This is a genomic window from Micromonospora sp. DT228, from assembly GCF_049841595.1.
Taxonomy (GTDB): domain Bacteria; phylum Actinomycetota; class Actinomycetes; order Mycobacteriales; family Micromonosporaceae; genus Micromonospora.
The window spans coordinates 250,763-273,633 of sequence record NZ_JBNCKO010000004.1; the positions used below are offsets into that span (position 1 = coordinate 250,763).

Annotated in this window: 22 protein-coding genes; 10 read left to right on the forward strand and 12 right to left on the reverse strand. The window is 71.4% G+C overall.

The features are described 5' to 3' along the window. Genes ACLQ29_RS10655 through ACLQ29_RS10665 form a run of 3 tightly spaced genes read right to left on the reverse strand, consistent with a single transcriptional unit; the run spans position 1 to position 3,352 of the window. A complete protein-coding gene (locus tag ACLQ29_RS10655) occupies positions 1-1,104 on the reverse strand; it encodes an SRPBCC family protein (RefSeq protein ID WP_425771444.1) in 1,104 nt (367 codons plus the stop codon). 54 nt (positions 1,105-1,158) lie between these two features. After that, entirely contained in the window at positions 1,159-2,208 is a 1,050-nt protein-coding gene (locus tag ACLQ29_RS10660; RefSeq protein WP_425771445.1) for an NAD(P)H-dependent flavin oxidoreductase, read from the reverse strand. A 31-nt stretch (positions 2,209-2,239) separates the two neighbouring features. Next, positions 2,240-3,352: a hypothetical protein gene (locus ACLQ29_RS10665; protein ID WP_425771446.1), complete on the reverse strand. Its 1,113-nt coding sequence runs from the start codon at positions 3,350-3,352 to the stop codon at positions 2,240-2,242. A gap of 321 nt (positions 3,353-3,673) precedes the next feature. Between ACLQ29_RS10665 and ACLQ29_RS10670 the strand changes: the two genes are divergently transcribed. Further along, complete coding sequence (locus ACLQ29_RS10670; protein ID WP_425771447.1) at positions 3,674-3,946, forward strand: hypothetical protein; 273 nt, start codon at positions 3,674-3,676, stop codon at positions 3,944-3,946. Positions 3,947-4,003: 57 nt separating this feature from the next. Here the strand turns inward: ACLQ29_RS10670 and ACLQ29_RS10675 are convergent, their stop codons facing one another. Next, the gene (locus ACLQ29_RS10675; RefSeq protein WP_425771448.1) at positions 4,004-5,272 is read right to left on the reverse strand and encodes an Nramp family divalent metal transporter; all 1,269 of its coding nucleotides are present in this window, start codon (positions 5,270-5,272) and stop codon (positions 4,004-4,006) included. 204 nt (positions 5,273-5,476) lie between these two features. Here ACLQ29_RS10675 and ACLQ29_RS10680 point away from each other — a divergent pair, with 204 nt between their 5' ends. The 3 genes from ACLQ29_RS10680 (at position 5,477) to ACLQ29_RS10690 (ending at position 7,849) form a co-directional block, all read left to right on the forward strand. Then, on the forward strand, positions 5,477-5,884 hold the full coding sequence (locus ACLQ29_RS10680) for a GntR family transcriptional regulator (RefSeq protein ID WP_425757728.1): 408 nt from the start codon (positions 5,477-5,479) through the stop codon (positions 5,882-5,884). Between the two features lie 88 nt (positions 5,885-5,972). After that, positions 5,973-6,863: an ABC transporter ATP-binding protein gene (locus ACLQ29_RS10685; protein WP_425771449.1), complete on the forward strand. Its 891-nt coding sequence runs from the start codon at positions 5,973-5,975 to the stop codon at positions 6,861-6,863. Next, positions 6,860-7,849, forward strand: a complete 990-nt coding sequence (locus ACLQ29_RS10690; RefSeq protein ID WP_425771450.1) for an ABC transporter permease — start codon at positions 6,860-6,862, stop codon at positions 7,847-7,849. Before ACLQ29_RS10685 ends, ACLQ29_RS10690 begins: the two co-directional genes overlap by 4 nt. A 55-nt stretch (positions 7,850-7,904) precedes the next feature. Here ACLQ29_RS10690 and ACLQ29_RS10695 read toward each other — a convergent pair whose 3' ends face one another. Beyond that, entirely contained in the window at positions 7,905-8,735 is an 831-nt protein-coding gene (locus ACLQ29_RS10695) for an ABC transporter permease (protein WP_425771451.1), read from the reverse strand. After that, complete coding sequence (locus ACLQ29_RS10700) at positions 8,732-9,703, reverse strand: ATP-binding cassette domain-containing protein (protein ID WP_425771452.1); 972 nt, start codon at positions 9,701-9,703, stop codon at positions 8,732-8,734. Before ACLQ29_RS10700 ends, ACLQ29_RS10695 begins: the two co-directional genes overlap by 4 nt. 89 nt (positions 9,704-9,792) lie before the next feature. On the opposite strand from ACLQ29_RS10700, the gene ACLQ29_RS10705 reads away from it, so the two are divergent. Continuing rightward, positions 9,793-10,137: a hypothetical protein gene (locus tag ACLQ29_RS10705; RefSeq protein WP_425771453.1), complete on the forward strand. Its 345-nt coding sequence runs from the start codon at positions 9,793-9,795 to the stop codon at positions 10,135-10,137. A gap of 3 nt (positions 10,138-10,140) precedes the next feature. Here the strand turns inward: ACLQ29_RS10705 and ACLQ29_RS10710 are convergent, their stop codons facing one another. The 4 genes from ACLQ29_RS10710 to mmsA all read right to left on the reverse strand — a co-directional run bounded on the left by ACLQ29_RS10710 (position 10,141) and on the right by mmsA (position 15,501). After that, entirely contained in the window at positions 10,141-11,397 is a 1,257-nt protein-coding gene (locus ACLQ29_RS10710) for an ROK family transcriptional regulator (protein WP_425771454.1), read from the reverse strand. Positions 11,398-11,509: 112 nt separating this feature from the next. After that, entirely contained in the window at positions 11,510-12,613 is a 1,104-nt protein-coding gene (locus ACLQ29_RS10715) for a substrate-binding domain-containing protein (RefSeq protein ID WP_425771455.1), read from the reverse strand. Between the two features lie 54 nt (positions 12,614-12,667). After that, positions 12,668-13,957 (reverse strand): multiple monosaccharide ABC transporter permease, encoded by a 1,290-nt coding sequence (gene mmsB, locus ACLQ29_RS10720; RefSeq protein WP_425771456.1) that lies wholly within the window; start codon positions 13,955-13,957, stop codon positions 12,668-12,670. Then, a complete protein-coding gene (gene mmsA, locus ACLQ29_RS10725; RefSeq protein ID WP_425771457.1) occupies positions 13,954-15,501 on the reverse strand; it encodes a multiple monosaccharide ABC transporter ATP-binding protein in 1,548 nt (515 codons plus the stop codon). Before mmsA ends, mmsB begins: the two co-directional genes overlap by 4 nt. Positions 15,502-16,371: 870 nt before the next feature. Here mmsA and ACLQ29_RS10730 point away from each other — a divergent pair. Together ACLQ29_RS10730 and ACLQ29_RS10735 are read left to right on the forward strand one after the other, a co-directional pair. Then, positions 16,372-16,956 (forward strand): TetR/AcrR family transcriptional regulator, encoded by a 585-nt coding sequence (locus ACLQ29_RS10730; RefSeq protein WP_425771458.1) that lies wholly within the window; start codon positions 16,372-16,374, stop codon positions 16,954-16,956. Then, a complete protein-coding gene (locus ACLQ29_RS10735; protein ID WP_425771459.1) occupies positions 16,953-17,798 on the forward strand; it encodes an alpha/beta fold hydrolase in 846 nt (281 codons plus the stop codon). The genes ACLQ29_RS10730 and ACLQ29_RS10735 overlap by 4 nt, the downstream gene beginning before the upstream one ends. A 117-nt stretch (positions 17,799-17,915) precedes the next feature. Here the strand turns inward: ACLQ29_RS10735 and ACLQ29_RS10740 are convergent, their stop codons facing one another. Beyond that, positions 17,916-18,146: a tautomerase family protein gene (locus ACLQ29_RS10740; protein WP_425771460.1), complete on the reverse strand. Its 231-nt coding sequence runs from the start codon at positions 18,144-18,146 to the stop codon at positions 17,916-17,918. A gap of 30 nt (positions 18,147-18,176) precedes the next feature. Further along, positions 18,177-18,893 (reverse strand): SDR family NAD(P)-dependent oxidoreductase, encoded by a 717-nt coding sequence (locus tag ACLQ29_RS10745; protein ID WP_425771461.1) that lies wholly within the window; start codon positions 18,891-18,893, stop codon positions 18,177-18,179. Positions 18,894-18,961: 68 nt separating this feature from the next. Between ACLQ29_RS10745 and ACLQ29_RS10750 the strand changes: the two genes are divergently transcribed. The 3 genes from ACLQ29_RS10750 (at position 18,962) to ACLQ29_RS10760 (ending at position 22,853) form a co-directional block, all read left to right on the forward strand. Next, positions 18,962-19,582: a TetR family transcriptional regulator C-terminal domain-containing protein gene (locus ACLQ29_RS10750; protein WP_425771462.1), complete on the forward strand. Its 621-nt coding sequence runs from the start codon at positions 18,962-18,964 to the stop codon at positions 19,580-19,582. 111 nt (positions 19,583-19,693) lie between these two features. Continuing rightward, positions 19,694-21,409, forward strand: a complete 1,716-nt coding sequence (locus ACLQ29_RS10755; RefSeq protein WP_425771463.1) for an ATP-binding cassette domain-containing protein — start codon at positions 19,694-19,696, stop codon at positions 21,407-21,409. After that, entirely contained in the window at positions 21,399-22,853 is a 1,455-nt protein-coding gene (locus ACLQ29_RS10760; protein ID WP_425771464.1) for an aminotransferase class V-fold PLP-dependent enzyme, read from the forward strand. The genes ACLQ29_RS10755 and ACLQ29_RS10760 overlap by 11 nt, the downstream gene beginning before the upstream one ends. Positions 22,854-22,871 lie beyond the last annotated feature (18 nt).

Consider the following 22,871-nt stretch of genomic DNA (forward strand, 5'->3'; position numbering starts at 1 on the left):
TCAGAGTCCCGCGCAGGGTTGCCCGCCGATCGTGCAGCTCTCCGGTTCCCGGGCCTTCGGCCGGCTGTCGCGGACGTCGAAGCTGATCGTCTGCGAGCCTCCGGCCGCCACCGCGGCTCCGGTGAAGGTGATCGCCCGCCCGTCCTGTCGCCAGTTCGCGCCGTCGACGTCGTCGACAGTCGTGCCCTCGCCGAGAGTGACCACCACGGCCCAGTCCGCCACCGGCACGCCGCCGGGGTTGCCGACCACCACCGCGCCGGTGTAGCCGAACAGTCGGCTGGAGTCGGTCTCGTAACGGGCCACCATGGGCACCGGCGGCGCTGGCGGCGGGGGTGGCACAGCGGACGCGGGCGGACTCGGGGGCTGCGCCGACGGGGTCCGACTCGGGCGGGTGCTCGCCGACGCGGTGCTCCGCGAGGGGCGCGCCGAGGGGGTCGCCGTCGGGGCGGCGGCGGTCGTGCCGGCCAGGACGGACGGCGACGGCGATCCGGTCGACGCGGGCGCGGCGGTGGGCGTCGACTCGGGCGGCACCGTTATCCAGGCCGCCGTCCCCGCCAGCAGCGCGGCACCGGTGACCAGGGCGGCGACCAGGGTGCGACGCCGACGGCGGGTGCGGCCGGACGTGCCGGGCGCACCAATCAGCGGCAGCTCGGCGGTCATCCCACCGTCGGCGCGGCGCAGGTCGACCTGCTGGAACGCGAGCCAGTCGAGGATGGCCGGCAGTCGTACGGTGAGCGCCTGCCGCAGCTGCTGCTCACGCGGGTCGTGCTGGTCGGCGGACCACGCGCCGTGCGTGGTGACCTCCCGTACCTCCAGCCGGCAGCCCTGGCTGGTGGCCGTGACCGCGCAGGTCAGCTCACTGAGCCGGCCGGCCTCGTCGCAGGCCAGCACGAGCAGCGCCGCCTCCTGCCGCTCGGTCACCTCGACCTCGACGTTGGCCTCGAAGCCGGGCAACTCGGCCGTGTGCAGCAGCAGTCGGTCCGCCACGCCCTCGACCGTGTCGGCCTCGGCGAACCACCGTCCGAGCAGCTTCCGATCGGTGAGTGCGCGCCAGACCCGGTCGGGCGGGTGGGACAGGTCGACCTGCGCACCGATCTCGATCACGGCGAGACTCTACGGGTTTCCCGGTCGGCGGTCCCGACCGCCCGAGGCCGCCGGTCAGCCCCAGCGCGCGGACCGCTCGACCACCACCGCCAGCGCGGTTCGGGCGCCGGCACTCACCTCGGTGACCACCTCGGCCGCCGGCAGGTCCCGTGCGAGGGGGTGCGCCTGCCCCGCCCACAGGTTCGCGACGGACGCGTCTTCGTCGCTCCGGGCGGCGGCCAGCAACGGACGCGTCAGGTGCAGCACCTGCGGGTAACCGGTCGGCGCCGACGCGTCGTGTTGGCGCAGGAAGTCGTTGGCCACGCCCCGGGCCCGCTTGCCGGTGTACGACCGGGTCAGCGCGGTCGGCGCGGCCCCGGCCACCGCCGCCCGGTGCATCGGCGAACTGCCCGCCTCCGGGCAGCGCAGGAAGGCCGTGCCGAGTTGCGCGGCGGCGGCGCCGGCAGCCAGCACGGCGGCCAGCCCGGGACCGTCGACGATGCCCCCCGCGGCCACCAGGGGCCGGTCGCAGCGGGCGGCGGCCAGCCGGAGCAGGGGCAACAACGCGTAGTCGTCGTCGTCCGGCAGCCCGCCCCGGTGCCCGCCGGCCTCGGTGCCCTGCACCACCACCGCGTCCACGCCCAGGTCGGCGGCGGCCGTCGCGGCGTCCGGGCGGGTGACGGTGGCCCACACCTCGGTCCCCCGCTCGCGCAGGGCGAGCACCACCGCCCGCTCGGGCAGCCCGAACACGAAGGACACGACTCCGACCGGGTCCGCGAGCAGCGCGGCCACCTTCTCCGGGTACGCGTCGTCCCCGCCGACCGGCTCACCCAGGCGCACCCCGCGCGCGGCGGCCTGCGGGGCGAGCCGTTCGGCGTACGCCCGGACGGCGGCCTCGTCCACGCCGCCGGGGTCGGGCAGGAAGACGTTGACGCCGAACGGCCGGTCGGTGCGGGCGCGAACCTGCGCGACGTCGGCGGTCATCCGCTCGACGTCGATCATCCCGGCGGCCAGGAAGCCCAGTCCACCGGCGGCGGAGACGGCCGCCACGAGCGCTGGCGTGGACGGGCCACCCGCCATCGGGGCCGCGACGATCGGGTGACGCAACGTGGACAGCACGGACATCCCACCATCCTGCCGCACCTCCGGCGTGCGCTCAGCGGCGCGCCGTGTGCCGCCACCGCAGCACGCCGGCCAGGGCGAGCAGCGCCACAAGTGTTCCGACGCCGGCCGCCACCAGCCAGGTGCGGTTGCCCGGGCCGGTGGTGTCCTCGGCGATCGGTCGGGCGAGGGTGGGCAACGCCGAAGCGGCGGGACCTGTCGGGCGCGCGGCGGTGGCCGGTCCGTCGGTGGCCGGGTAGCGCAGGATCGTCGGACGGGTGCCGGGCGGTTGGTCGGCGGACTCGGAGACGGTGAGCAACGAGCGGCCGTCGCGACTGTAGGTGATCGACTCGCCCTGGGGCTCGTCCGGCAACGGGGTGATCCGCGCGGTGCCGGCGGTCAGCGCGCTGACCACGTCGCCGTCGGGCACGTCGTACTCGAACGCGTCGGCGTAACTGCGCAGCACCACCCGGCGCCCGTCCGGAGCGCTCGCCGCGCCGGTGATCACGCCGCGCCCGAGGAACGAGAACGGATTGCTGGTGTTCGTCGTCGGCAGGGTCACCTGGCCGACCGAGGCCAACGGCGTCGTCGCCCCGGACCGCAGCGCGGCGGTCGGGGCGTACAGGAAGACGGTGCCGCTGCCGCCCTTCGTGACGACCACCGGCCGATCGGACGCGTCGAGCAGCAGCGCCTCCGCGTCGTGCGGGCGGTCCGGGTAGGTCATCCGGTGCAGCACCGGCTCGTCCGCTCCGGGAGCGAGCCGCCAGACGGCGATCGTGGCCCGGGAGTGGTCGTTGTCGCCGATGTCGGCGACCCAGACCGTGCCGTCGCGGCCGATGGCCAGGTCCTCGGTGTCGCGGGGGCGGGACGGGTAGGCCACCGCCCGGACCACCACGCAGCGCTTGTCGAGGAAGAAGATCCGGCGGCGGGCCTCGTCGTCGGCACCGTCGTTGATCATGACGTACCCGTCGTCGGTGGCGACCATGCCGGAGAGCTCCCGGAGCCGGTCGTCGCGCACCTGGCAGACGGGCGTCCCGGCCGCCGCCGCACCCGCCGCCGCTGCCGGCGTCAGCGCGACGGCCGGCGCCACCGCCGCGGCGAGCAGCGCCACCGACGCCACACCCGCACGGGTACGCCGCCCCCAGGTCAACCGCCCGCTTACCCGCATCGCCCACCCTCCTCGTCGCGGCCGGGACCGGCCACCTGCCCATCCTGGCCGATCGCGGCCACCGGCGGGGTCAGCGGGGACGTGGCCCGGCCTGTCGTCGAGCAAACGGCACCCCGCGGGTCACCGGCCGCCGAAGGCCGGTCCCGCGGGGGTACGACGCTTGGGGGCATCCGCGTACTCGGCAGCCAACTCCACAACCGCCCACCCCGTCCGACCGACGGTGACGAACAAGGCTGACGAGGCACCCCAGGCGTGCCGGCGGCTGTGCCGGGTAGGCAGCGGCCCGGCGGCCTGTCGACACCCGCCGGGCAGGAGGCTCCGATGAGCACGTACTCAGATGATCAGGGCGACACGTTCCCTCCTCCGGAGGCGGACGCCCAGGAGCAACGACAGGACGCCGTCGACTACGGGCCGCCGGACCGGGTGTCGGGTGACCTCGACCCGGAGGCGTCCGAGGCCGACCTTGCCGAGCAGGGCGCTCTTCCGGCGGGCACGCTCGACGAGGTGACGTCACTGCCGGCCGACGCCAACCCCGCCGACGCCCTGGAGCAGCGTCAGGAAATCCCGGGCCGCGACGAGGGCCGGCGCACCTGACCACACCCATCCCCCGCCGGCCTCGCCGGCTCGACCGGGCATGCCGGACCAGCCGGCTCAGCCAGTGGTGACCTGCCAGAGCAGGAACGCGTTCAGCGCGACCACGAGCAGGGCCACCAGCGATGCGGCGGCGGTGGTCAGCGGGTGGTTGACCAGGTTGCCCATCAGGTCGCGCCGGCGGGTGAAGGCGACCACCGGGATCAGCGCGAACGGGATGCCGAAACTGAGGATGACCTGGGACAGGACCAGGGCTCGGGTGGGGTCGAGGCCGATGGCGAGCACGGCCAGGGCCGGCAGCAGGGTGACCAGCCGGCGCAGCAGCAGCGGGACCCGCCGCCGCAGGAAACCCTGCATGATGACCTCGCCGGCGTAGGTGCCGACGCTCGTGGAGGCCAGCCCGGACACCAACAGGGCGACGGCGAACCCGAACGCCGCCGCGGTGCCGATGGTCTGGCCGAGCCCGGCGTGCACACCCTCCAGGCTGTCCGCGCCACCCGGGCCGCCGCCACGGAAGCTGGCCGCCGCGATCAGCAGCATGGCGAGGTTGACCGCGCCGGCCGCGCTCAGGGCGAGCAGCACGTCGGCGCGCTGACCGCGAAACAGGGTCCGGCGCTCGGTGTCGTCGGTGGCCGGGATGCGGTCCCGGGTCAGTGCGGAGTGCACGTAGATGACATGCGGCATGACTGTGGCGCCCAGGATGCCGGCGGCCAGCAGCACGCTGTCGGTGCCCTGGAGCCGAGGCACCAGACCGGCCAGGGCGGAGCCGGGATCGGAGCCGGACGCGAGCAGGTTGGCGGCGAAGGCCAGGACGATCACACCGAGCAGTACGGCGATGGCGATCTCGAAGGCGCGGAACCCGCGCGAGCGCAGGGCCAGCACGGCGAACGCGGCCGTGCCGATGATGAGTCCGCCGGGCAGCAGCGGGATGCCGAAGAGCAGGTAGAGGGCGACCGCGCCACCGATCACCTCGGCCAGGTCGGTGGCCATGGCGACCAGCTCGGCCTGCACCCACATCAGCCGGTTCAGCGGCCGGGGCAGCCGTTCCCGGCACAGCTCGGGCAGGCTGCGCCCGGTGGCCAGACCCAGCTTGGCGGTCAGTGTCTGCACCAGCATCGCCATCAGGTTGGCCACCACCACGACCCAGACCAGCAGATAGCCGTAGCGGGCACCGGCGGCGGAGTTCGTGGCGAAGTTGCCGGGGTCGACGTAGGCGACGGCGGCGACGAACGCCGGGCCGAGCAGGATCAACCGCCCGCGTACCCGCCCCCGGGAGCGAGCCACCTGTAGTGGAGTCGCTCTCGACGTCGCCACCTCGTTGGTGACCATCGAACACCTCTCCGTCGGCACGAATTCCGTGCCGGTCCCTTCCCGCTGGACTGGCCCGTTGGTGCCAACCTCTGGCCCGCCGGTGCCACCCCGCCCGACGCGCCAGACGCATCGCGACGCGCCGCGTACTTGACAGCGACGGGGGCACCGATAAAGCTGTCTATTAGTCCTACTGTCGTAGGACAACAGGAAGGATCATCACGCGTGATCGAGTTCGTGTTGGACAGCCGGTCGAAGGTGAACACCTACATGCAGCTCGTGCAGCAGGTGAAGCAGGCGCTGCGCGTCGGTCTGCTGACGCCGGGCGACCAGTTGCCGAAGGTCCGGGACGTCGCGCAGTCGCTGGCGATCAACCCGAACACGGTGCTGAAGGCGTACCGGGAGTTGGAGATCGAGGGTCTGGTCGGCGGCCGACCCGGGGTGGGCACGTTCGTCCAGCGCACCCTGGCCGGCGCGTCCCTGCCCAACCAGGCCGAGCTACGCGAGGACCTGGTGGCCTGGTTGCATCGCGCGCAGGCCGCGGGCCTCTCGGCCGAGGACGTCATCGCGCTCGTCGAGACCACGCTGCGCGCCACCCTCGCCGACGACGCCCCGCAGAGGGAGCCCGCCTGAGCGCGTGCGGCGAGCTAACCACCAGGCATCGCACCAAGGGCTGCTCCGCCACGAAGCCGCGGACGCAGCCGGATCGAGAGGACAGAGGATGGACATGGTCTTGGAGGCCGACCGGCTCGGCAAGCGGTACGGCAGCACATGGGCGTTGCGGGACTGTTCGCTGCACCTGCCGGCCGGCCGGATCGCCGCGCTGGTCGGGCCGAACGGTGCGGGCAAGAGCACGCTGCTGCACCTGGCCGTCGGGTTGCTCAAGCCGGACGCGGGCGCGGTCCGGGTCTTCGGCAGATCCCCGTACGGCGACACGAAGGGGCTGGCCGACATCGGGTTCGTCGCCCAGGACACCCCGCTCTACCGGGACTTCACCGCCGCCGAGCTGGTCATCGCCGGTGGCAAGCTGAACAGGCGGTGGGACGCCACGTTGGCCCGTCAGCGGTTGGCCCAGCTCGGCATCCCCCCGGACCGACCGGTCGGCAAGCTCTCCGGCGGTCAACGGGCCCAGGTGGCGCTCGCCCTCGCGTTGGCCAAGCAACCCCGGCTGCTGCTGCTCGACGAACCGGTGGCCAGCCTCGACCCCCTGGCCCGACGGGAGTTCCTCCAGTCGCTGATGGGCAGCGTCGCGGAATCCGGCACCACGGTCCTGCTCTCCTCGCACCTGCTGGCCGACCTGGAGCGCGTCTGCGACTACCTGATCGTGCTGAACTCCGCCCAGGTGCAGCTCACCGGCGCGGTCGACGACCTGGTCGCCGAGCACCGCCAACTGGTTGGCCCCCGCCACGACGGCGGCGTCATCGGGGGCGTCGCCGCCGTGGTCCGGGCCAGCCACACCGACCGGCAGTCCACGCTGCTGGTCCGCACCGACGGCCCGGTCACCGAGCCGGCCTGGACGGTCCGCGAGGTCAGTCTGGAGGACGTCGTGCTGGCCTACCTGGCCGACGGCACCACGCAGACCCGGCACAGCGAGTGGGGAGTGGCAGCATGATCTGGTTGACCTGGCGGCAACACCGCAAGCAGGCGCTCTACACCCTGCTGGGGCTCGTGGCGCTCGCCGCCCTGCTGGTGCCCATCGGCCTGGCGATGCGCAACACCTTCGGCGACCTCGGGCTGACCGACTGCGCCAGTCAGCTCGCCCGCGCCGACGTGGCGCAGGCGACCCGGGAGGCGTGCGACGCGGGCTATCGGCGTTTCGGCAACCAGTACGGCAGCCTCAGTCTGGTGGCCGTACTGCTGATCACCCTGCCGGTGCTCGTCGGCCTCTTCTGGGGCGCGCCGCTTGTCGCCCGCGAGGTGGAGCAGGGCACGCACCGGTTCGTCTGGACCCAGGGCGTCGGCCGGACCCGCTGGGCCCTGGTGAAGTTCGGTGTGGTGAGCGGGGCCGTCCTGGTCCTCGCGACGGTCTACGGGCTGGGCATGTCCTGGTGGGTCGACCCGCTCACCAAGTCCGCGCACGAGGGCCGGTTCGGCATGATCATCTTTGATCTGCAGGGCATCGTCCCGATCGGGTACACCCTGTTCGCCGTGGCCCTGGGCGTCTTCGCCGGCACGGTCTGGAAGCGGATGCTTCCCGCCATGGGCATCACCCTCGCCGGCTACATCGGCGTACGGGCCGCGGTGGAACTCCTGGCCCGACGGCACTACCAGCCGGCCCGCACCCAGACCTTCTCGATCGAGGGGGAAGGGCCACCGGAGATCAGTCGGGGGGACTGGGTCCTCGCCCAGGGCATCCGGAACCCCGACGGGACGATGATCTCGGAGGGCGGCCGGATCCAGTGTCCGCCGGGCGGCAAGGGGCCGGACGGTCGGGTCTGCGGTGCGGAGCTGGGGCTTGAGCCGGGCGCGTACAACTGGCAGCTGTACCAGCCGGCGGACCGGTTCTGGCTGTTCCAGGGGATCGAGACGGGCCTCTTCGTCGCCCTCGCCCTGCTCCTGCTCTACCTCGCCATCCGCCGGGTGCGTCGGATCGCGTAGTCGATGACGGGTGATCGCCGGGCCACGGGGGCTCGGCGATCACCCGTCGAGTGGGTCAGCCGGCCAGTCGCCGGTAGCGGGCGACCGAGAGCGGCAGGAAGACCGCGACCAGGACGACCGGCCAGAGCACCGCCAGCAACGGGTAGTGCTGCGCCGCCCAGGAGTCACCACCCCAGCCGGGGTTTCCGAACAGCTCCCGGGTGGCGCCGACGGTCGCCGACAGCGGGTTCCAGGCGGCCACCGCACCGAGCCACGCGGGCATTGTGGACGGAGCGACGAACGCGTTGGAGAGGAAGCCGAGCGGGAACTCCAGGGTCTGCACGGCCACCACGGCCGTCTGCCCGCGGGTGACCAGCCCGAGGAAGATGCCGACCCAGATCAGGGCGAAGCGCAGCAGCAGGATCAGCCCCACCGCCTCGAGCGTGGCACCGGCCCCGCCGTGCGCCCGCCACCCGATCGCGAGGCCGGTCAGCAGCAGGACCCCGAGCGTGACCAGGGCGAACAACATGTCGGCCACGGCCCGGGCCGCCAGCGGGGCCAGCGACGCGACGGGCATCGACCGGAGGCGGTCGGTCACCCCGCGCTCCAGGTCCTCGGCGACGGCGATCGTGGTGAGGCTGATGCCGAACACCATTGTCATCACGTACATGCCGGGCATCAGGAACCCCCGGTAGCTGCCACCGCCGGGCACCTGCAACGCGCCACCGAACAGGTAGGCGAACATCAGCACGATCAGGATGTTGAAGCCGAGTGAGGCGATCAGCGGGCCGGGGTCGCGTCGCCACCGGGCCAGGCCACGCCAGATCAGCGTGCCGCTGTCGGTCAGGAGGGCGGGCCGACCGGGCGTCAGGTCCACCGCCGGGGCCGGCGTGCTCGCCGCGCTCATGCCGCCACCTCCTCGGCGGCCCGGGCGCGGTGCCCGGTGAGGTGCAGGAACACGTCGTCCAGGGTGGGGCGGCGCAGCGCGACGTCCGCCACCGGGACGTGCTCGGCGTCCAGCGCCCGCAACACGTCGACGAGCGCGCCGGCCCGGTGGCCGACCCGGACGCTCACCACTCGCCGGTCCACGTCGACAGTCGGTTCGTCGCCGGCCACCCGGCGCACCTGGGCGACGGCGACGGCGAGGTCGGTCGGGGCCGCGACGACCACCTCGATCCGATCGCCGCCGAGGCGGGCCTTGAGGTCGTCGGGAGTGCCCTCGGCGATCACCCGGCCCGACTCGACCACCGAGATCCGGTCGGCGAGTTGGTCGGCCTCGTCCAGGTGCTGGGTGGTGAGCAGCACTGTGGTGCCGGTGCGCACCAACTCCCGGACCGCCTCCCACACCTCGTTGCGGCCCCGCGGGTCCAGCCCGGTGGTGGGCTCGTCCAGGAAGAGGACCGCGGGGGCCAGGATCATGCCGGCTGCCAGGTCGAGCCGGCGGCGCATGCCCCCCGAGTACGTGCTGACCGGGCGCTCGGCCGCGTCGGCGAGACCGAAGCGGTCCAGCAGCTCGACCGCTCGCTGCCGGGCGCGGCGGCGACCCAGATGGAACAGCCGGCCGAAGAGCACCAGATTCTGCCGGCCGCTGAGCGCCTCGTCGAGCGCGGGATGCTGCCCCACCAGCCCGATGCGGTAGCGCACCTGGTCGGGCTGGCGGGTCACGTCGAACCCGGCGACCTCGGCACGACCCTCGTCCAGCCGGAGCAGGGTGGACAGGATCCGTACCGAGGTGGTCTTGCCGGCCCCGTTGGGGCCGAGCAGGCCACACACCGTCCCCGGCCGCACCCGCAGGTCGAAGCCGTCCAGCGCGTAACGGTCCCGATACCGCTTACGCAGCCCTTCCGCCACTATCGCGTCGTCTCTCGTCGGCACAGTGCTCCCCTTCCGCAGGCGTTCAGGCGGCGATACCGTACACCATACGGTAGGACGTACGGGAGCGATGCGTCGATTAGGTTCGGCAGATGACGATCTCCTTGGACGGTCGGCGATTCCGGGCCGTGGCGGATGTGGTGGCCGGCGAGGTGGGCACGCAGACCGTCTTCACGTACCACGAACGGGCCGGCGAGGTGTGGGCCGAGTACGCCGGCGGGTCGATCCGGCGCGGTCACCTGGTCGGCACCCGCGCGGGTGACCGGCTGGACTTCCGCTACGTCCAGCTCAACGCCGACGGTCAGACGTCCTCGGGGCACTGCGTCTCCGACGTGTCGGTGCTGCCCGACGGCCGGGTCCGGCTGCACGAGACCTGGTCGTGGGAGTCCCGGCCGGGCAGCGGCAGCAGCGTCGTGGAGGAGGTGCCGGCTCCCTGACGACTACTCGCCGGTCCCGACCTGGCCCGCCACGCCGACGTTCAGCGGGTCGACAAGGAGTTTGTCGAAGGCCAGCTCGGCCGCGCCGATCAGGGCGGCGTCCCGCCCCAGCGCCGCCGCGCGCAGCCGCAGGTGCGCGCGGGAGGCGGGCAGCGGCATGCTGTCCAACCGCTCGCGGACCACGTCCGCTCCGGCGGTGAAGATGTCGCGAAGCGAACCGCCGAACACCACGGCATCCGGGTTGACCACGTTCACCAGATTGGCCACACCGAAGCCGAGCCATCCGGCGACCTGCTCGACGGCGGCGCGGGCGGTTCGGTCGCCGTCCGCCGCCGCGCGCAGCACCTCGGCCACCGCGGCGCGATCGCTCGGATCACGGCCCGCGTGCCGCAGCAGCGCGGCTTCGGAGATCTCGGTCTCCCAACAGCCACGTGAGCCGCAGCCGCAGGGCAGGCCGTTCGGGTTGACGACCATGTGGCCGACCTTGCCGCTGTGACCGCGGTGGCCCATCACCAGCCGGCCACCGACGATGATGCCGGCGCTGATGCCCAGGTCGCCGTGCAGGTAGATGACGTCGGCGATGCCCACCGCCACGCCCCGGACGTGCTCGGCGAGCCCGGCGATGTCGGCCAGGTCACCAGCCACGAAACCGGGGCCGCCGCTGAACTCCGCCTCCAGCGCGACAGCGAGCGTCTCGTCGATGCTGGCGATCCGGATCCGGCCGTCCGGGTCACGGGTGGTGTCGGTGACCGCGGCGGCGCCGCCGACCAGCAGCGCGTCGGTGGCCACCGACCGTTCCATGTCCCGGACCAGGTCGGCGAGGGGCGCGACGGCGTCGACTGCCGACAGGCCACTGGGTCGCGCGATCTCCCGCCGATCGAGGATCTGCCCACCGAGACCGACCCGGGCGGCACGTAGCCGGTCCGCGTCGATGCTCAACGCGTGGGCGTAGACCCGGTCGGAGCGGGGACTGACCACGAGTGAGGGCCGGCCGGCGCGGCGGGCCGTGGTGGGTGCCTCCTCGGTGACCAGGCCGCTGGCGACCAGGTCGGCTGCGAGGGCACCGATGGTGCTTCGGTTGAGGCCGAGCCGGCTTGTCAGTTCGGCCCGGGACGTCGGCCCGTGCACGTGGACGTAGCGCAGCACGGCGCCGAGATTCTGCCGCCGGATCTCCTCCTGGCTGGCGCCGGGGACCGACGGCAGCGGGGGTTCGGTGGGGCGGCCGACGCCGGCTGGTCTGGACCGGACGGGTGTTGCCACGGTCAGACCTCCTTCCGGGTCGAAGCCGGTTGGCGCGGGGGCGTGAGGACGACGATGGGTCCCGGTAGAGGAGACCCGGGACCCATCGGCGTTGCTGCCTACCGTGCGGTGATTACTTGGTGAGCGGCGCGAGCTTCGGGTCGGTGGCGTACGCCTCCGCGGCGTTCGCCTTGGTGACGGCGACCGGCGGGAGCAGGTACGTGTCGACGACCTTGCTGCCGTTGTTGTAGGACTTGGTGTCGTTCACCTGCGGGGCGTCACCGGCCTGGAGAGCCTTGACCATGTTGATGGTCTCCTTCACCAGGTTGCGGGTGTCCTTGTTGATCGTCATGTACTGCTCACCCTTGACGATCGACTTGACCGACTCGACCTCGGAGTCCTGGCCGGTGACGATCGGGGTCGGCTTGCCAGCGCCCTTGACCGAGGTCAGGATGGCGCGGGCCAGCGTGTCGTTCGGGGAGAGGACGCCGTCCAGCTCCTTGCTGCCGTAGGTCGAGGTCAGCAGCTGGTCCATGCGGGCCTGCGCACCCTCGGCCTTCCAGCCCTGGATGGCGGTCTGCTTGACCTCCTTCTGACCGGAGGCCACGACCACGGTGCCCTTGTCGATCTCCGGCTTGAGCACGCTCATCGCGCCGTCGAAGAAGACACCGGCGTTGTTGTCGTCCGGCGAGCCGGAGAACAGCTCGATGTTGTACGGGCCGTTCGGCTTCTTGGCCTTCATGCCGTCCAGCAGGGCCTGGCCCTGGAGCTGGCCGACCTTGAAGTTGTCGAACGCGACGTAGTAGTCGAGGTCCGGCGTGTTCTTGATGAGCCGGTCGTACGCGATGACCTTCACGCCGGCCTGGTGGGCCGCCGCGACCTGGGTCGACAGCTGCGCGGCGTCGGTCGCGCCGATGACGATGACCTTGGCGCCCTTGGTCACCATGGCGGTGATCTGGGCCTGCTGGTCGGCGACAGTGGTCGACGCGCCGGCGTACTGCACGTCACCCTGGAAGCCGGCCTCCTTGAGGCCGTTGGTGAACAGGTCACCGGCGAGGACCCAGTTCTCGGAGGTCTTGGCCGGGAGGGCCACGCCGATCAGCGAGTTGGCCGCGAAGCCCTTGGCGTCGCCGCCCTTGGCGTCGGAGTCGCCGTCACGGCCGGAGCCGCAGCCAGCGAGGGCCAGCATGGCGGCGGCGCTGATGGCGACCACCGACGTGCCGAAGAATTTACGCATGGTGAGGACTTGCCTTTCTGGATGTGGAACAGGGTGGTGAGGGGTCGGTGGCCGTCAGCCGGACACCGCTGCCTTGGCGGGCTCGCGCTCCGCGTCCGGCGGTGAGGCGGAGTCGTCGCGGCGGAACGGCCGCATCAGGCTCCCGATGATGGAGAAGCGCCCCTGGCTCTTGTTGTAGACGTCGACCGCGACGGCCAGCAGCAGGACCAGGCCCTTGATGATCTGGACCTTGTCGGTGCCCACACCTTCGAGCTGGAGGCCGTTGTTGAGCACGGCCATGACGAGACCACCGACGATCGACCCGCTGATGGTGCCGATACCGCCGGCGACGGCCGCGCCACCGATGAAGACCGCGGCGATGGCGTCCAACTCCCAGCCGTTGCCGTCCTGCGGGCCGGAGGCCGCCGAACGGGCCACGAAGATCATGCCGGCCAGCGCGGCCAGGACGGACATGTTCATCATGACGAAGAAGTTGACCCGCTTGAGCTTCACGCCGGACAGTTCGGCCGCCCGGGAGTTGCCACCCACCGCGTAGATGTGCCGGCCACCGGCCGTGTTGCGGGTGTAGAAGGAGTACGCGATCACCAGGACCAGCAGGATGATGCCGGAGATCGGGAAGCTGGTGCCGACGCGACCGCTGGCGAAGCGCAGGGTGGCGAAGGCGATGACCCCGACCATGATGGCCAGCCGCAGGATCGAGACCCACATGGGCGCCGGGTCGGCGTCCATGGCCCGCCGGGTGTTACGGGCCCGAAGCTCGCGCCACACCACGGCCACCGCGGCGGCCAGGCCGAGCAGCAGCGTCGCGTTGTTGTAGCCGGTGTTCGGGCCGAACTCGGGCAGGAACCCGGAGCCGATGTCCCGGAAGCCCTCCGGCACCGGGATGCTCTGCGCGTTGCCGATGAACTGGTTGCCGCCCCGGAACAGCAGCATGCCGGCCAGGGTGACGATGAACGCCGGCACCCCGATGTAGGCCACCCAGAACCCCTGCCAGGCGCCGATCACCGCGCCGATGGCGAGACCGAACACGATGGCGGCGGGCCACGGCAGGTCCCACTCGGTCATCGACTTGGCGACCAGGATGCCGGTGAAGGCCGCGACCGAGCCGACCGACAGGTCGATGTGCCCGGCGACGATCACCATGAGCATGCCGATGGCCAGGATCAGGATGTACGAGTTCTGCTGGAACAGCGCGATCAGGTTGTCCGAGCGCAGCGTCAGCCCGTTGGTCCAGATCTGGAAGATCAGGACGATCGCCACCAGAGTGAAGATCATCCCGAACTGGCGCGCGTTGGAGGTCGTACCTCCAAACAGATTCTTCTGAAGGTCCTTGATACGGCTCATCGGGAGGCCAACTTCTTCGTCGAGGTCATCTGCTTCATGAGGTTTTCCGGGGTGGCGTCGGCCCGAGCGATCTCGCCCGTGATGGCGCCTTCGAACACGGTGTAGATGCGGTCGCAGAGCCCGATCAACTCAGGGAGCTCCGAGGAGATGACGATGACGCCCTTCCCCTGGTCGGCGAGCCGCTGGATGATGCCGTAGATCTCGTACTTGGCGCCGACGTCGATGCCGCGCGTCGGCTCGTCGAGGATCAGCAGGTCCGGGTCGGTGAACATCCACTTCGCCAGGACGACCTTCTGCTGGTTGCCGCCGGAGAGCTTCGAGACGCTCTCGTCGACAGTCGGGGCCTTGGTCCGCAACTCCTTGCGGTACGCCTCGGCCGCCTGGTACTCCTCGACCTGGCTGAGGACGCCGCGGTGGGAGATCTTGGACAGCTTGGCGGCCACCGTCGACGTCTTGATGTCGTCGAGCAGGTTGAGGCCGATCGCCTTGCGGTCCTCGCTGACGTACGCGAGCCCGTTGTCGATCGCGTCCGCGACCGACTTCAGGACGATCTCCTTGCCGTCCTTGATGATCGTGCCCGACTCGAACACCCCGTAGGAGCGGCCGAAGACACTCATCGCGAGTTCCGTGCGGCCCGCGCCCATCAGACCGGCGAAGCCGACGATCTCGCCGCGGCGCACCACGAAGCTCTCGTTCTTGCAGACCTGCCGGTCGGCGGAGATCGGGTGCCGGACGTTCCAGTCGCGCACCTCGAAGAAGACGTCACCGATCTTCGGGGTGTGGTCCGGGAACCGACTGCTCAGCTCACGGCCGACCATGCCCCGCACGATCCGGTCCTCGTCGACCCCGTCCGCCTTGACGTCGAGGGTCTCCACGGTCCGGCCGTCGCGCAGGATGGTGATCTGGTCGGCGATCGCCTCGATCTCGTTCAGCTTGTGCGAGATCATGATCGAGGTGATGCCGCGGGAGCGGAAGCCGCGCAGCAGGTCCAGCAGGTGCCGGGAGTCCGCCTCGTTCAGCGCGGCCGTCGGCTCGTCCAGGATGAGCAGCTTCACGTCCTTGGCGAACGCCTTGGCGATCTCCACGAGCTGCTGCTTGCCGACACCGATGTCCTTGATCAAGGTGTCCGGGTCCTCTTGGAGACCGACCCGGGCCATCAGGTCCAGCGCCATCCGGTTCGCGGCCTTCCAGTCGATCGCGCCCCGCTTGCGCGGTTCGTTGCCGAGGAAGATGTTCTCGGCGATCGACATGCCCGGAATGAGCGCGAGCTCCTGGTGGATGATCACGATTCCGGCGTTCTCGCTGGCCCGGATGTCGGAGAACTTGCTCTCCGACCCCTGGTAGACGATCTGGCCGTCATAGCTGCCGTACGGGTAGACCCCGCTGAGGACCTTCATCAGCGTGGACTTGCCCGCACCGTTCTCGCCGCAGATGGCATGGATCTCACCGGCGCGAACCACGAGGTTGACGTCGGAGAGGGCCTTGACTCCGGGGAACTCCTTGGTGATGGAGCGCATCTCAAGGAGGGTCGGCACGTTGCTCATCGCTCGTACCACCTCGCCAACGTCATCGGTTGCCTCCGGAAGGTTGAACCTTCACTTGGTTTTGTTGTTGACGGCAACGTATTGCGGCCGAAGGGCCATCCGCAAGGCGAGGGACTGTTGAAAATGTAACAATCCGGCAATATCGACGAAGCACTCTTTTCGCCCGTCACAGCCGCCTCCGCAGCCCCTCCCGGCACCTTCGCCTGCCGGTGGCAACGTTGTCAAACGAAGACAACGCCGCGATCGGCTCCCATCATCCCCAACAGGCCCGCCACCAGCCACGATCCTCGTCGGGCCGAAAGAGGGCGTCGCAACGCGCGCCGGCCACCATCGAATGATCGTGATCGGGCCGCGACGCCGGCACCCCACCCGGCGCGGCCCGGCGACCCTCGGCCGACGGTGTGACCCACGCCTCCATCGGGGGGTCGGATCGACGGTGATCGTCCCGTCACGCCCGCCACCAGGAGACGGATCCACGCCTTAACGTCCCTTAAGGGCGGATCGGGGACCGTCTGCCCGCCCGCTCCCCCGGTGCCGACGGGTCAACTCTGGCGCAACACCGCCTTGATCACCCCGTCCTCCCGGCGGTCGAAGCGGCGGTACAGCTCCGGCGCGTACCCGTACCCGGCTCACCGGGCACGGGTACGCATGCGTCGGTCTCCGCCTCCAGCGTCGCGTCGGGCACCTCCCGCACCGCGACGGTCCGGACGTCGGCGTAGACGACGGCGCGCATCCCGGGTCTCCTGTTCGGCGGCGAAAGAGCCGGTCTTCCCCCGACCGGGCCGTTCATGGCCGGGGCAGGTGGAACCACGCGGACCCGGTGCTATCTTAGGAGTCCTAAGTTTCTTCCTAGCGAGACAAAGGTTCGCGATGCCACGGCAGGGTCTGACCAGCGCGCGCGTTTCCGCCGCCGCGGCCGAACTGGCGGACGTGGTCGGTCTGTCCCGGCTGACCGTCGCGGCCGTCGCCCGGCACTTCGGCGTCTCGGACGCCGCGCTCTACGTGCACGTCCGCAGTCGGGACGCCCTGATCGAGCACGTCGCGGTCCGGGCGGCGGCCGCGTTCGCCGACCAGCTCGCGATCGCCGTGGCCGGGCGGGCGGGCCACCGGGCTCTCGTCGGGTTCGCCGACGCCTGGCGCGCGTTCGCCGTGGCGCACCCGGGGCAGTACGCCGCTACGCAGCTCCCGCTTCCGCCCGAGGTCGGCACGAGTTCGGCCGGGCATCTGCGCCTGATCGAGCTGAGCTACGCGATGCTGCGCGGCTACGGGCTCGACGAGCCGGCGCTCACCGACGCGATGCGATTCGTCCGCAGCACCCTGCACGGCTTCGCGAGTCTCGAAGTCGTCGACGGTTTCGGGCATCCCCGCGCCGTCGACGCGTCCTGGCACTCGATCCTCGACGCGGTCCACACCACCCTGAGTAACTGGCCAACCCATGAACGGGAGCAGCAGTGAACAGTCGTGACCAGTCGGTCGAGTCGGCCGACGGCACCCGCCTGGTGGTGCGACGCCTGGGCGTCGGGGACCCCATCATCCTGGTGCACGGCTCGGGTGGCGGGCTGCACTCCTGGGCCACCGTGGCTGAGCACCTCGCCGACGACCACGAGGTGTGGCTGCCGGCGCGGCGCGGCTACGGCCCCAGTGACGTCCCGGCCGGCACCAAATCCTTCCGGGACGAGACCGCCGACCTGCTCGCCGTCATCGACGCGGCCCGCCAATCGTCGAGCCGACCGGTCCATCTCGCCGGCGCGTCCTACGGAGCGACGCTGGCGCTGCACACCGCCCTGGCCGATCCGCGCGACGTCCGCTCCCTGGCCATCTTCGAACCACCGCTCTTCGCGGCCGGGGCGGAGATCGCGCCGCTGCTCGACCGGTACCGTGCCGCCTTCGAGCGCGACGACGCCGTCGCGATGGCAGCGGCTCTGAACGACGTGACGCGGGTCCCGGCCGAGATCGTCGCCGCGATCGCCGCCGGCGCGGCCGATCGGGTGCCCGACCCGGTCGAGGCGCGCCGCTCGGCGATCGGCTGGCTGCACGATCTCGAGGCCCTCGCGCAGGACAGCACCGACATCGCGCGGTGGTCCGCGATCGCCGTGCCGACTCTCCTGTTGGCGGGCGCGGACACTTGGGAGCCGATGCCCACCACGATGGACACTCTCGCCAGGACGATTCCGGCAGCCCGCTACGTCGTCTGGCCGGGCCAGTCGCACTTCGTCACCATGACGGCACCCACCCTGGTCGCCGACGCCCTGCGGCAGTTCTTCGTCGAGGCACCGGCGGCCCAACCGGGAGGGTGACCCCAGCCGGGACGGCGGCCCGGCCGGGACGGTGACCGCCACCCGCTGACGCCGCCGGGGCAGGATCCCGCACCGCAGGTGCGGATCCTGCCCGTCGCATCGGCGGACGCCCCCGGCCTACTCGGGCGCCTGCTGTTGGCGGAACTGTTGCACCGGGAGGCCGCCGCGACCCCAGTTCTCGGTGTCGACCTCGTCGATCACCACGAATGTCGACGTCAGCGGCTTGTTCAGGACGTCGCGCAGCAACTCGCTCACGCCCTTGATGAGGGCGGCCTTCTCCTCGGCGGTCGCCGCGGACGCGCCCGCGGTGCTGCCCTCGCGGGTGATCTGGATGGTCACGATCGGCATCGTCTGCTCCTTCTGCGGTGGTGGGTGGCGTCAGTGACCGGCGTTCTGGCCGCCGTCGACGTGCAGGATCTCGCCGGTGACGAAGGGAGCGGACTCCAGGTAGAGAACGGCGTCGACCACATCGCTGGTTTCGCCCATCCGGCCGACCGGGTGCAGGCCCGCGAGCGTCTGGTGCGTCTCCACCGGGTGCATCGGGGTCTTGATGATGCCGGGCGCGACGGCGTTGACCCGTACGCCGCGAGCCGCGTACTCGATGGCCAGGGACTTGGTGGCCGAGCTGAGGCCGCCCTTGGTCAGCGAGGCGAGCACCGACGGAACGTGCGAGCTGGGCTGGTCGACGAAGCTGGTCGTGATGCTGACGATGTGCCCCGCGCCCCCGGCCACCAGGTGCGGCAGGACGCGTCGGGTGAGGTGGAAGAACCCGGCGAGGTTGACCCCGGTGACCAGGTCGAACTCCTCGTCGGTGTAGTCGGTGAACGGCTTGGCGACGAAGATGCCGGCGTTGTTCACCAGGGTGTCGATCCGCCCGAACCGGTCCAGGGCGGCACGGACCACCCGCTCCGCGGTGTCGGCCTCGGCGATGTCGCCCCGAACCGTGACGACCTCCGGGTCGGTGGACGCGCCGATCGAGCGTGAAGTCGCCACGACGCCGTACCCGAGCTTGCGGTAGGCGTCCACGAGGTCGGCGCCGATGCCCTGGGAGGCCCCGGTGATCACGACGACCTTCTGTCCCTGACTGCTGTTCATGAGGAAACCACCTTCACTAGACGACTGGTCTACTAAAAGCTAGCCGACCGGTCGTGTATCGTCAAAGCATGGGACGCACAAGTGACGCGCGGAACAAGATCCTCGACGCGGCCGCCGCGCTTATCGAGCAGCGCGGCTATACGGCGCTCGGGGTGGCCGAGATCTGCACAGCGGCGGGAGTGCCGAAGGGCAGCTTCTACTACTTCTTCGAGTCCAAGCAGGCGCTCGCCCGCACCGTCATCGACGAGCACTGGGTCACCCAGCGCCGCCAGTGGGAAGAGGTGCTCGGCAGCGAGCGCGACCCGCTACAGCGGCTTCGGGACCTGTTCGAGGCCACCGAGGAGATCCAGCGCGTCGGTCAGCAGAAGGCCGGAGTCGTTGCTGGTTGCCTGTTTGGCAACCTCGCCCTCGAACTCAGCAACCAGGCCGAGGAGATCCGCGGTCGGCTCCAGGAGATCTTCGAGGAGCAGATCAGCCTCATCGAGCAGGTCGTCGTCGAGGCGAAGGAGAACGGCCTGGCGGGCCCGGGTGTCGACAGCCGGGAAGCCGCCCGATCGATCGTCGCCCAGATCGAGGGGCGGGTCCTGTTCGCGAAGTTGCTCAACGATCCGACCCAGCTGGAAACGCTGTGGCGCAACTGCCTCGATCTCCTCCAGGTCCCGGCGGAGGCGCGGACCACCACCGGCTGAACGGACCGCTGTCGTTGACCGTCCACTCCGGGCGCGCTGCGCGGTCGCTCAGTAACATCGGCGGGGCACGATGTTCAGGCGGACCACCACCGACCGGATCGGGCACCCGACATGACGACCGAGCAGACCACCTCTCCGCCACGTGCCGGCGTCGGCATCGTCGCCAGCGCCCTGGGCCAGAGCGTCCGCGGTCCTCGCCCGATCCTCGCCGACATCTCGCTGGCCATCGCGCCCGGCGAACTGGTCGCGATCATCGGTGCCAGCGGCGCCGGCAAGACCAGCCTGCTGGAGCTGCTGGCCGGGGTCCGGCGACCGACGGCGGGCGCCGTGACCTACGACGGCGCCGCCCCGGCGGGCGCGATCGGTCTCGTCCCGCAGGACGACATCATCCACCGCGAGCTGCCACTGGCCCGCACCCTGCGCCACGCCGCCCGGTTGCGCCTGGCAGCCGGCACCGGGCCGACCGAGGCCACCCGCCGAGTCGAGGAGGTGCTCGCCGAACTGCGCCTCACCGAACGGGCCGCCACCCCGGTGGGCCTGCTCAGCGGTGGTGAGCGCAAACGCGCCAGCATCGCCGTCGAGCTGCTCACCCGGCCCGGCGTGTTCTTCCTCGACGAGCCCACCTCGGGTTTGGACCCGGCGATCGCCGTGGAGTTGCTCCGGGTGCTGCGTACGCTCGCCGACTCCGGGACCACTGTCGTGCTCACCACACACCAGATCACCGACGTGGACCGCTGCGACCGGGTCGTCGTGTTGACCCGACAGGGTCGTCTGGCGTTCACCGGCACACCCGCCGCCGCGCGGGAGTTCTTCGACCTGCGGTCCCTCGCCGAGGTACACCTGCGGCTCGACGAGGCGGCGCACCCGGCCGAGTGGCCCGACCGCTTCGCCGCCCAGAACGACGCCGAGCAGCGCGACGGCGAGCGCCCCGACGCCGAGCGGCGGCACCGCGCCGGCGACGACAGTGACATCGCCACGACGCCGCCCCGGCGGGTCGGCCGACTACGCCAGTGGGCCGTCCTCACCACGCGCAACGCGGAGATCGTCGTCCGCAATCGGCTGACCCTGGCGATCCTGCTCGGCTCACCGCTGATGGTGCTCGGCATGTTCGCGCTGCTGTTCCGACCCGGGGCGTTCGAGCCCACCCGGCCGAGTCCGACGGTGACCGTGATGATCCTGTTCTGGATCGCGTTCGGCGGCTTCTTCTTCGGGCTGACCTACGGGTTACTGCAGATCTGCACCGAGCTGGCGATCCTGCGCCGGGAGCGGCTGGCGGGTGTCCGGCTGCTGCCGTACCTGCTGGGCAAGGTCGCGGTGCTGCTACCGCTGCTGGCCCTGGTGGACCTGGCCCTGCTCGGGGTGTTGCGCGGGATCGACCGGCTGCCGCCGGTCGACGGCACTGACTTCGCGGCCCTGTACGCGACCCTGCTGCTCTCCTCGGCGGCGGCGCTCACCCTCGGCCTGCTGTGCTCGGCGGCGGTCTCCGACGCGGCCCAGGCGACGCTCATGCTGCCGATGCTCTGCTTTCCGCAGGTGCTCTTCGTCGGTGCGATCCTGCCGGTGCCGGCCATGGCGGTCGGCGGTCAGTGGCTCAGCCTCGCGATGTCGAACCGCTGGGCGTTCGAGGGTCTGGGGCACACCGCCGGGGTGGAACGACTCTGGCGCGACGGCGGCTCCCCGCTCGGCCCGCCGCTGCTGGCCACGTACGGTGACAGCTTCTCCCGGCCGGTCTGGGTGAACTGGCTGGTGCTCGGCGGTTTCGCGGTGCTCTTCCTCGGTGCCGCCTGGGCGGTGCTGGCCCGACGGGACTCCCGTCGTGCCTCCTGAGCCGATCCCGCACGCCTCCCCCACCGCGCTGCCGGGCTTCGCCGCCACCGGCCGGATCGACGAGTTACGCGCCACCGAATACCGGCACCTGGACACCGCCGGGCAGGTGTACCTCGACTACGCCGGTGCCGGGGTCGCGGCACAGGCACAGGTACGCGAGCATCACGACCGACTGCTGGCCGGCCTGTACGGCAACCCGCACTCGGAGAACCCGAGCAGCGCGGCGGCCGGTTCCCTGGTGGAGTCGGCACGACGCGCGGTGCTCGACTTCTTCCGCGCGGACCCGTCCGAGTACGCGGTCGTCTTCACCCCGAACGCCAGCGGCGCCTGCCGACTGGTCGGCGAGGCGTACGCCTTCGGCCGCGCCGCGCCGCTCGTGCTGACCTGGGACAACCACAACTCGGTGAACGGCATCCGCGAGTACGCCCGGGCGGCCGGCGCAGCCGTGCGCTACGTGCCGCTGAGCGGGCCGGAGCTGCGGGTCGCGGAGTCGGATCTGACCAGGGTGCTCGACGCCAGCCGTGGCGGGCGCTGGGGTCGGGGGCGTCGAGGGCTGTTCGCCTATCCGGCGCAGAGCAACTTCTCCGGCGTGCAGCACCCGCTGGGCTGGGTGGAGCTGGCCCACCAGCACGGCTACGACGTGCTGCTCGACGCTGCCGGCTTCGCGCCGACGAATCGGCTGGACCTCAGCGTCGTCCGGCCGGAGTTCGTGTGTCTGAGCTGGTACAAGCTCTTCGGCTACCCGACCGGGGTCGGCGCGTTGCTGGCCCGCCGCGACGCGCTGGCCCGGCTGCGCCGGCCGTGGTTCGCCGGGGGCACGATCCGGGCGGTAAGCGTGCAGGGTGACTGGCACCGGTCGATGGACGACGAGTCGGCGTTCGAGGACGGCACGCTCAACTTCCTGAGCATCCCGGACGTGGAGTTCGGGCTGCGGTGGCTGGACTCGATCGGCGTGGACCTCGTGCATGCCCGGGTCGGCCTGCTCACCGAGTGGCTGCTGGCGCGGCTGACCACGCTGCGGCACGCCAGCGGCCAACCCCTGGTGCAGGTGTACGGCCCGACGACGGGCGCGGGCCGCGGCGGCACGGTGACGTTCAACCTCCGCGACCCGGACGGCGTGCTTGTCGACGAGCGGCTTGTCGCGCGGGAGTCGGCGGCGGCCGGCTTCGCCCTGCGGACCGGCTGCTTCTGCAACCCGGGCGCGGGTGAGGGCGCGTTCGGCATCAGCAGGGACTCGCTGCGGCGGCGGCTGTTGGCGCGGGTCGACACGATCGACAGGTACCTTGCCGAGCTGCGCCTGCCGACGGGCGGCGCGGTCCGTGTCTCGTTCGGGCTGGCGTCCACCGCGACCGATGCGGAACGCTTCGTCGACTTCGTCCAGTCGACATACCTGGACCGCGGTGTCGGCGTCGAGGCGCCGCTGCCACCGCGGTTGCGGTGTTGACCCGGACGCGCGGGCGCG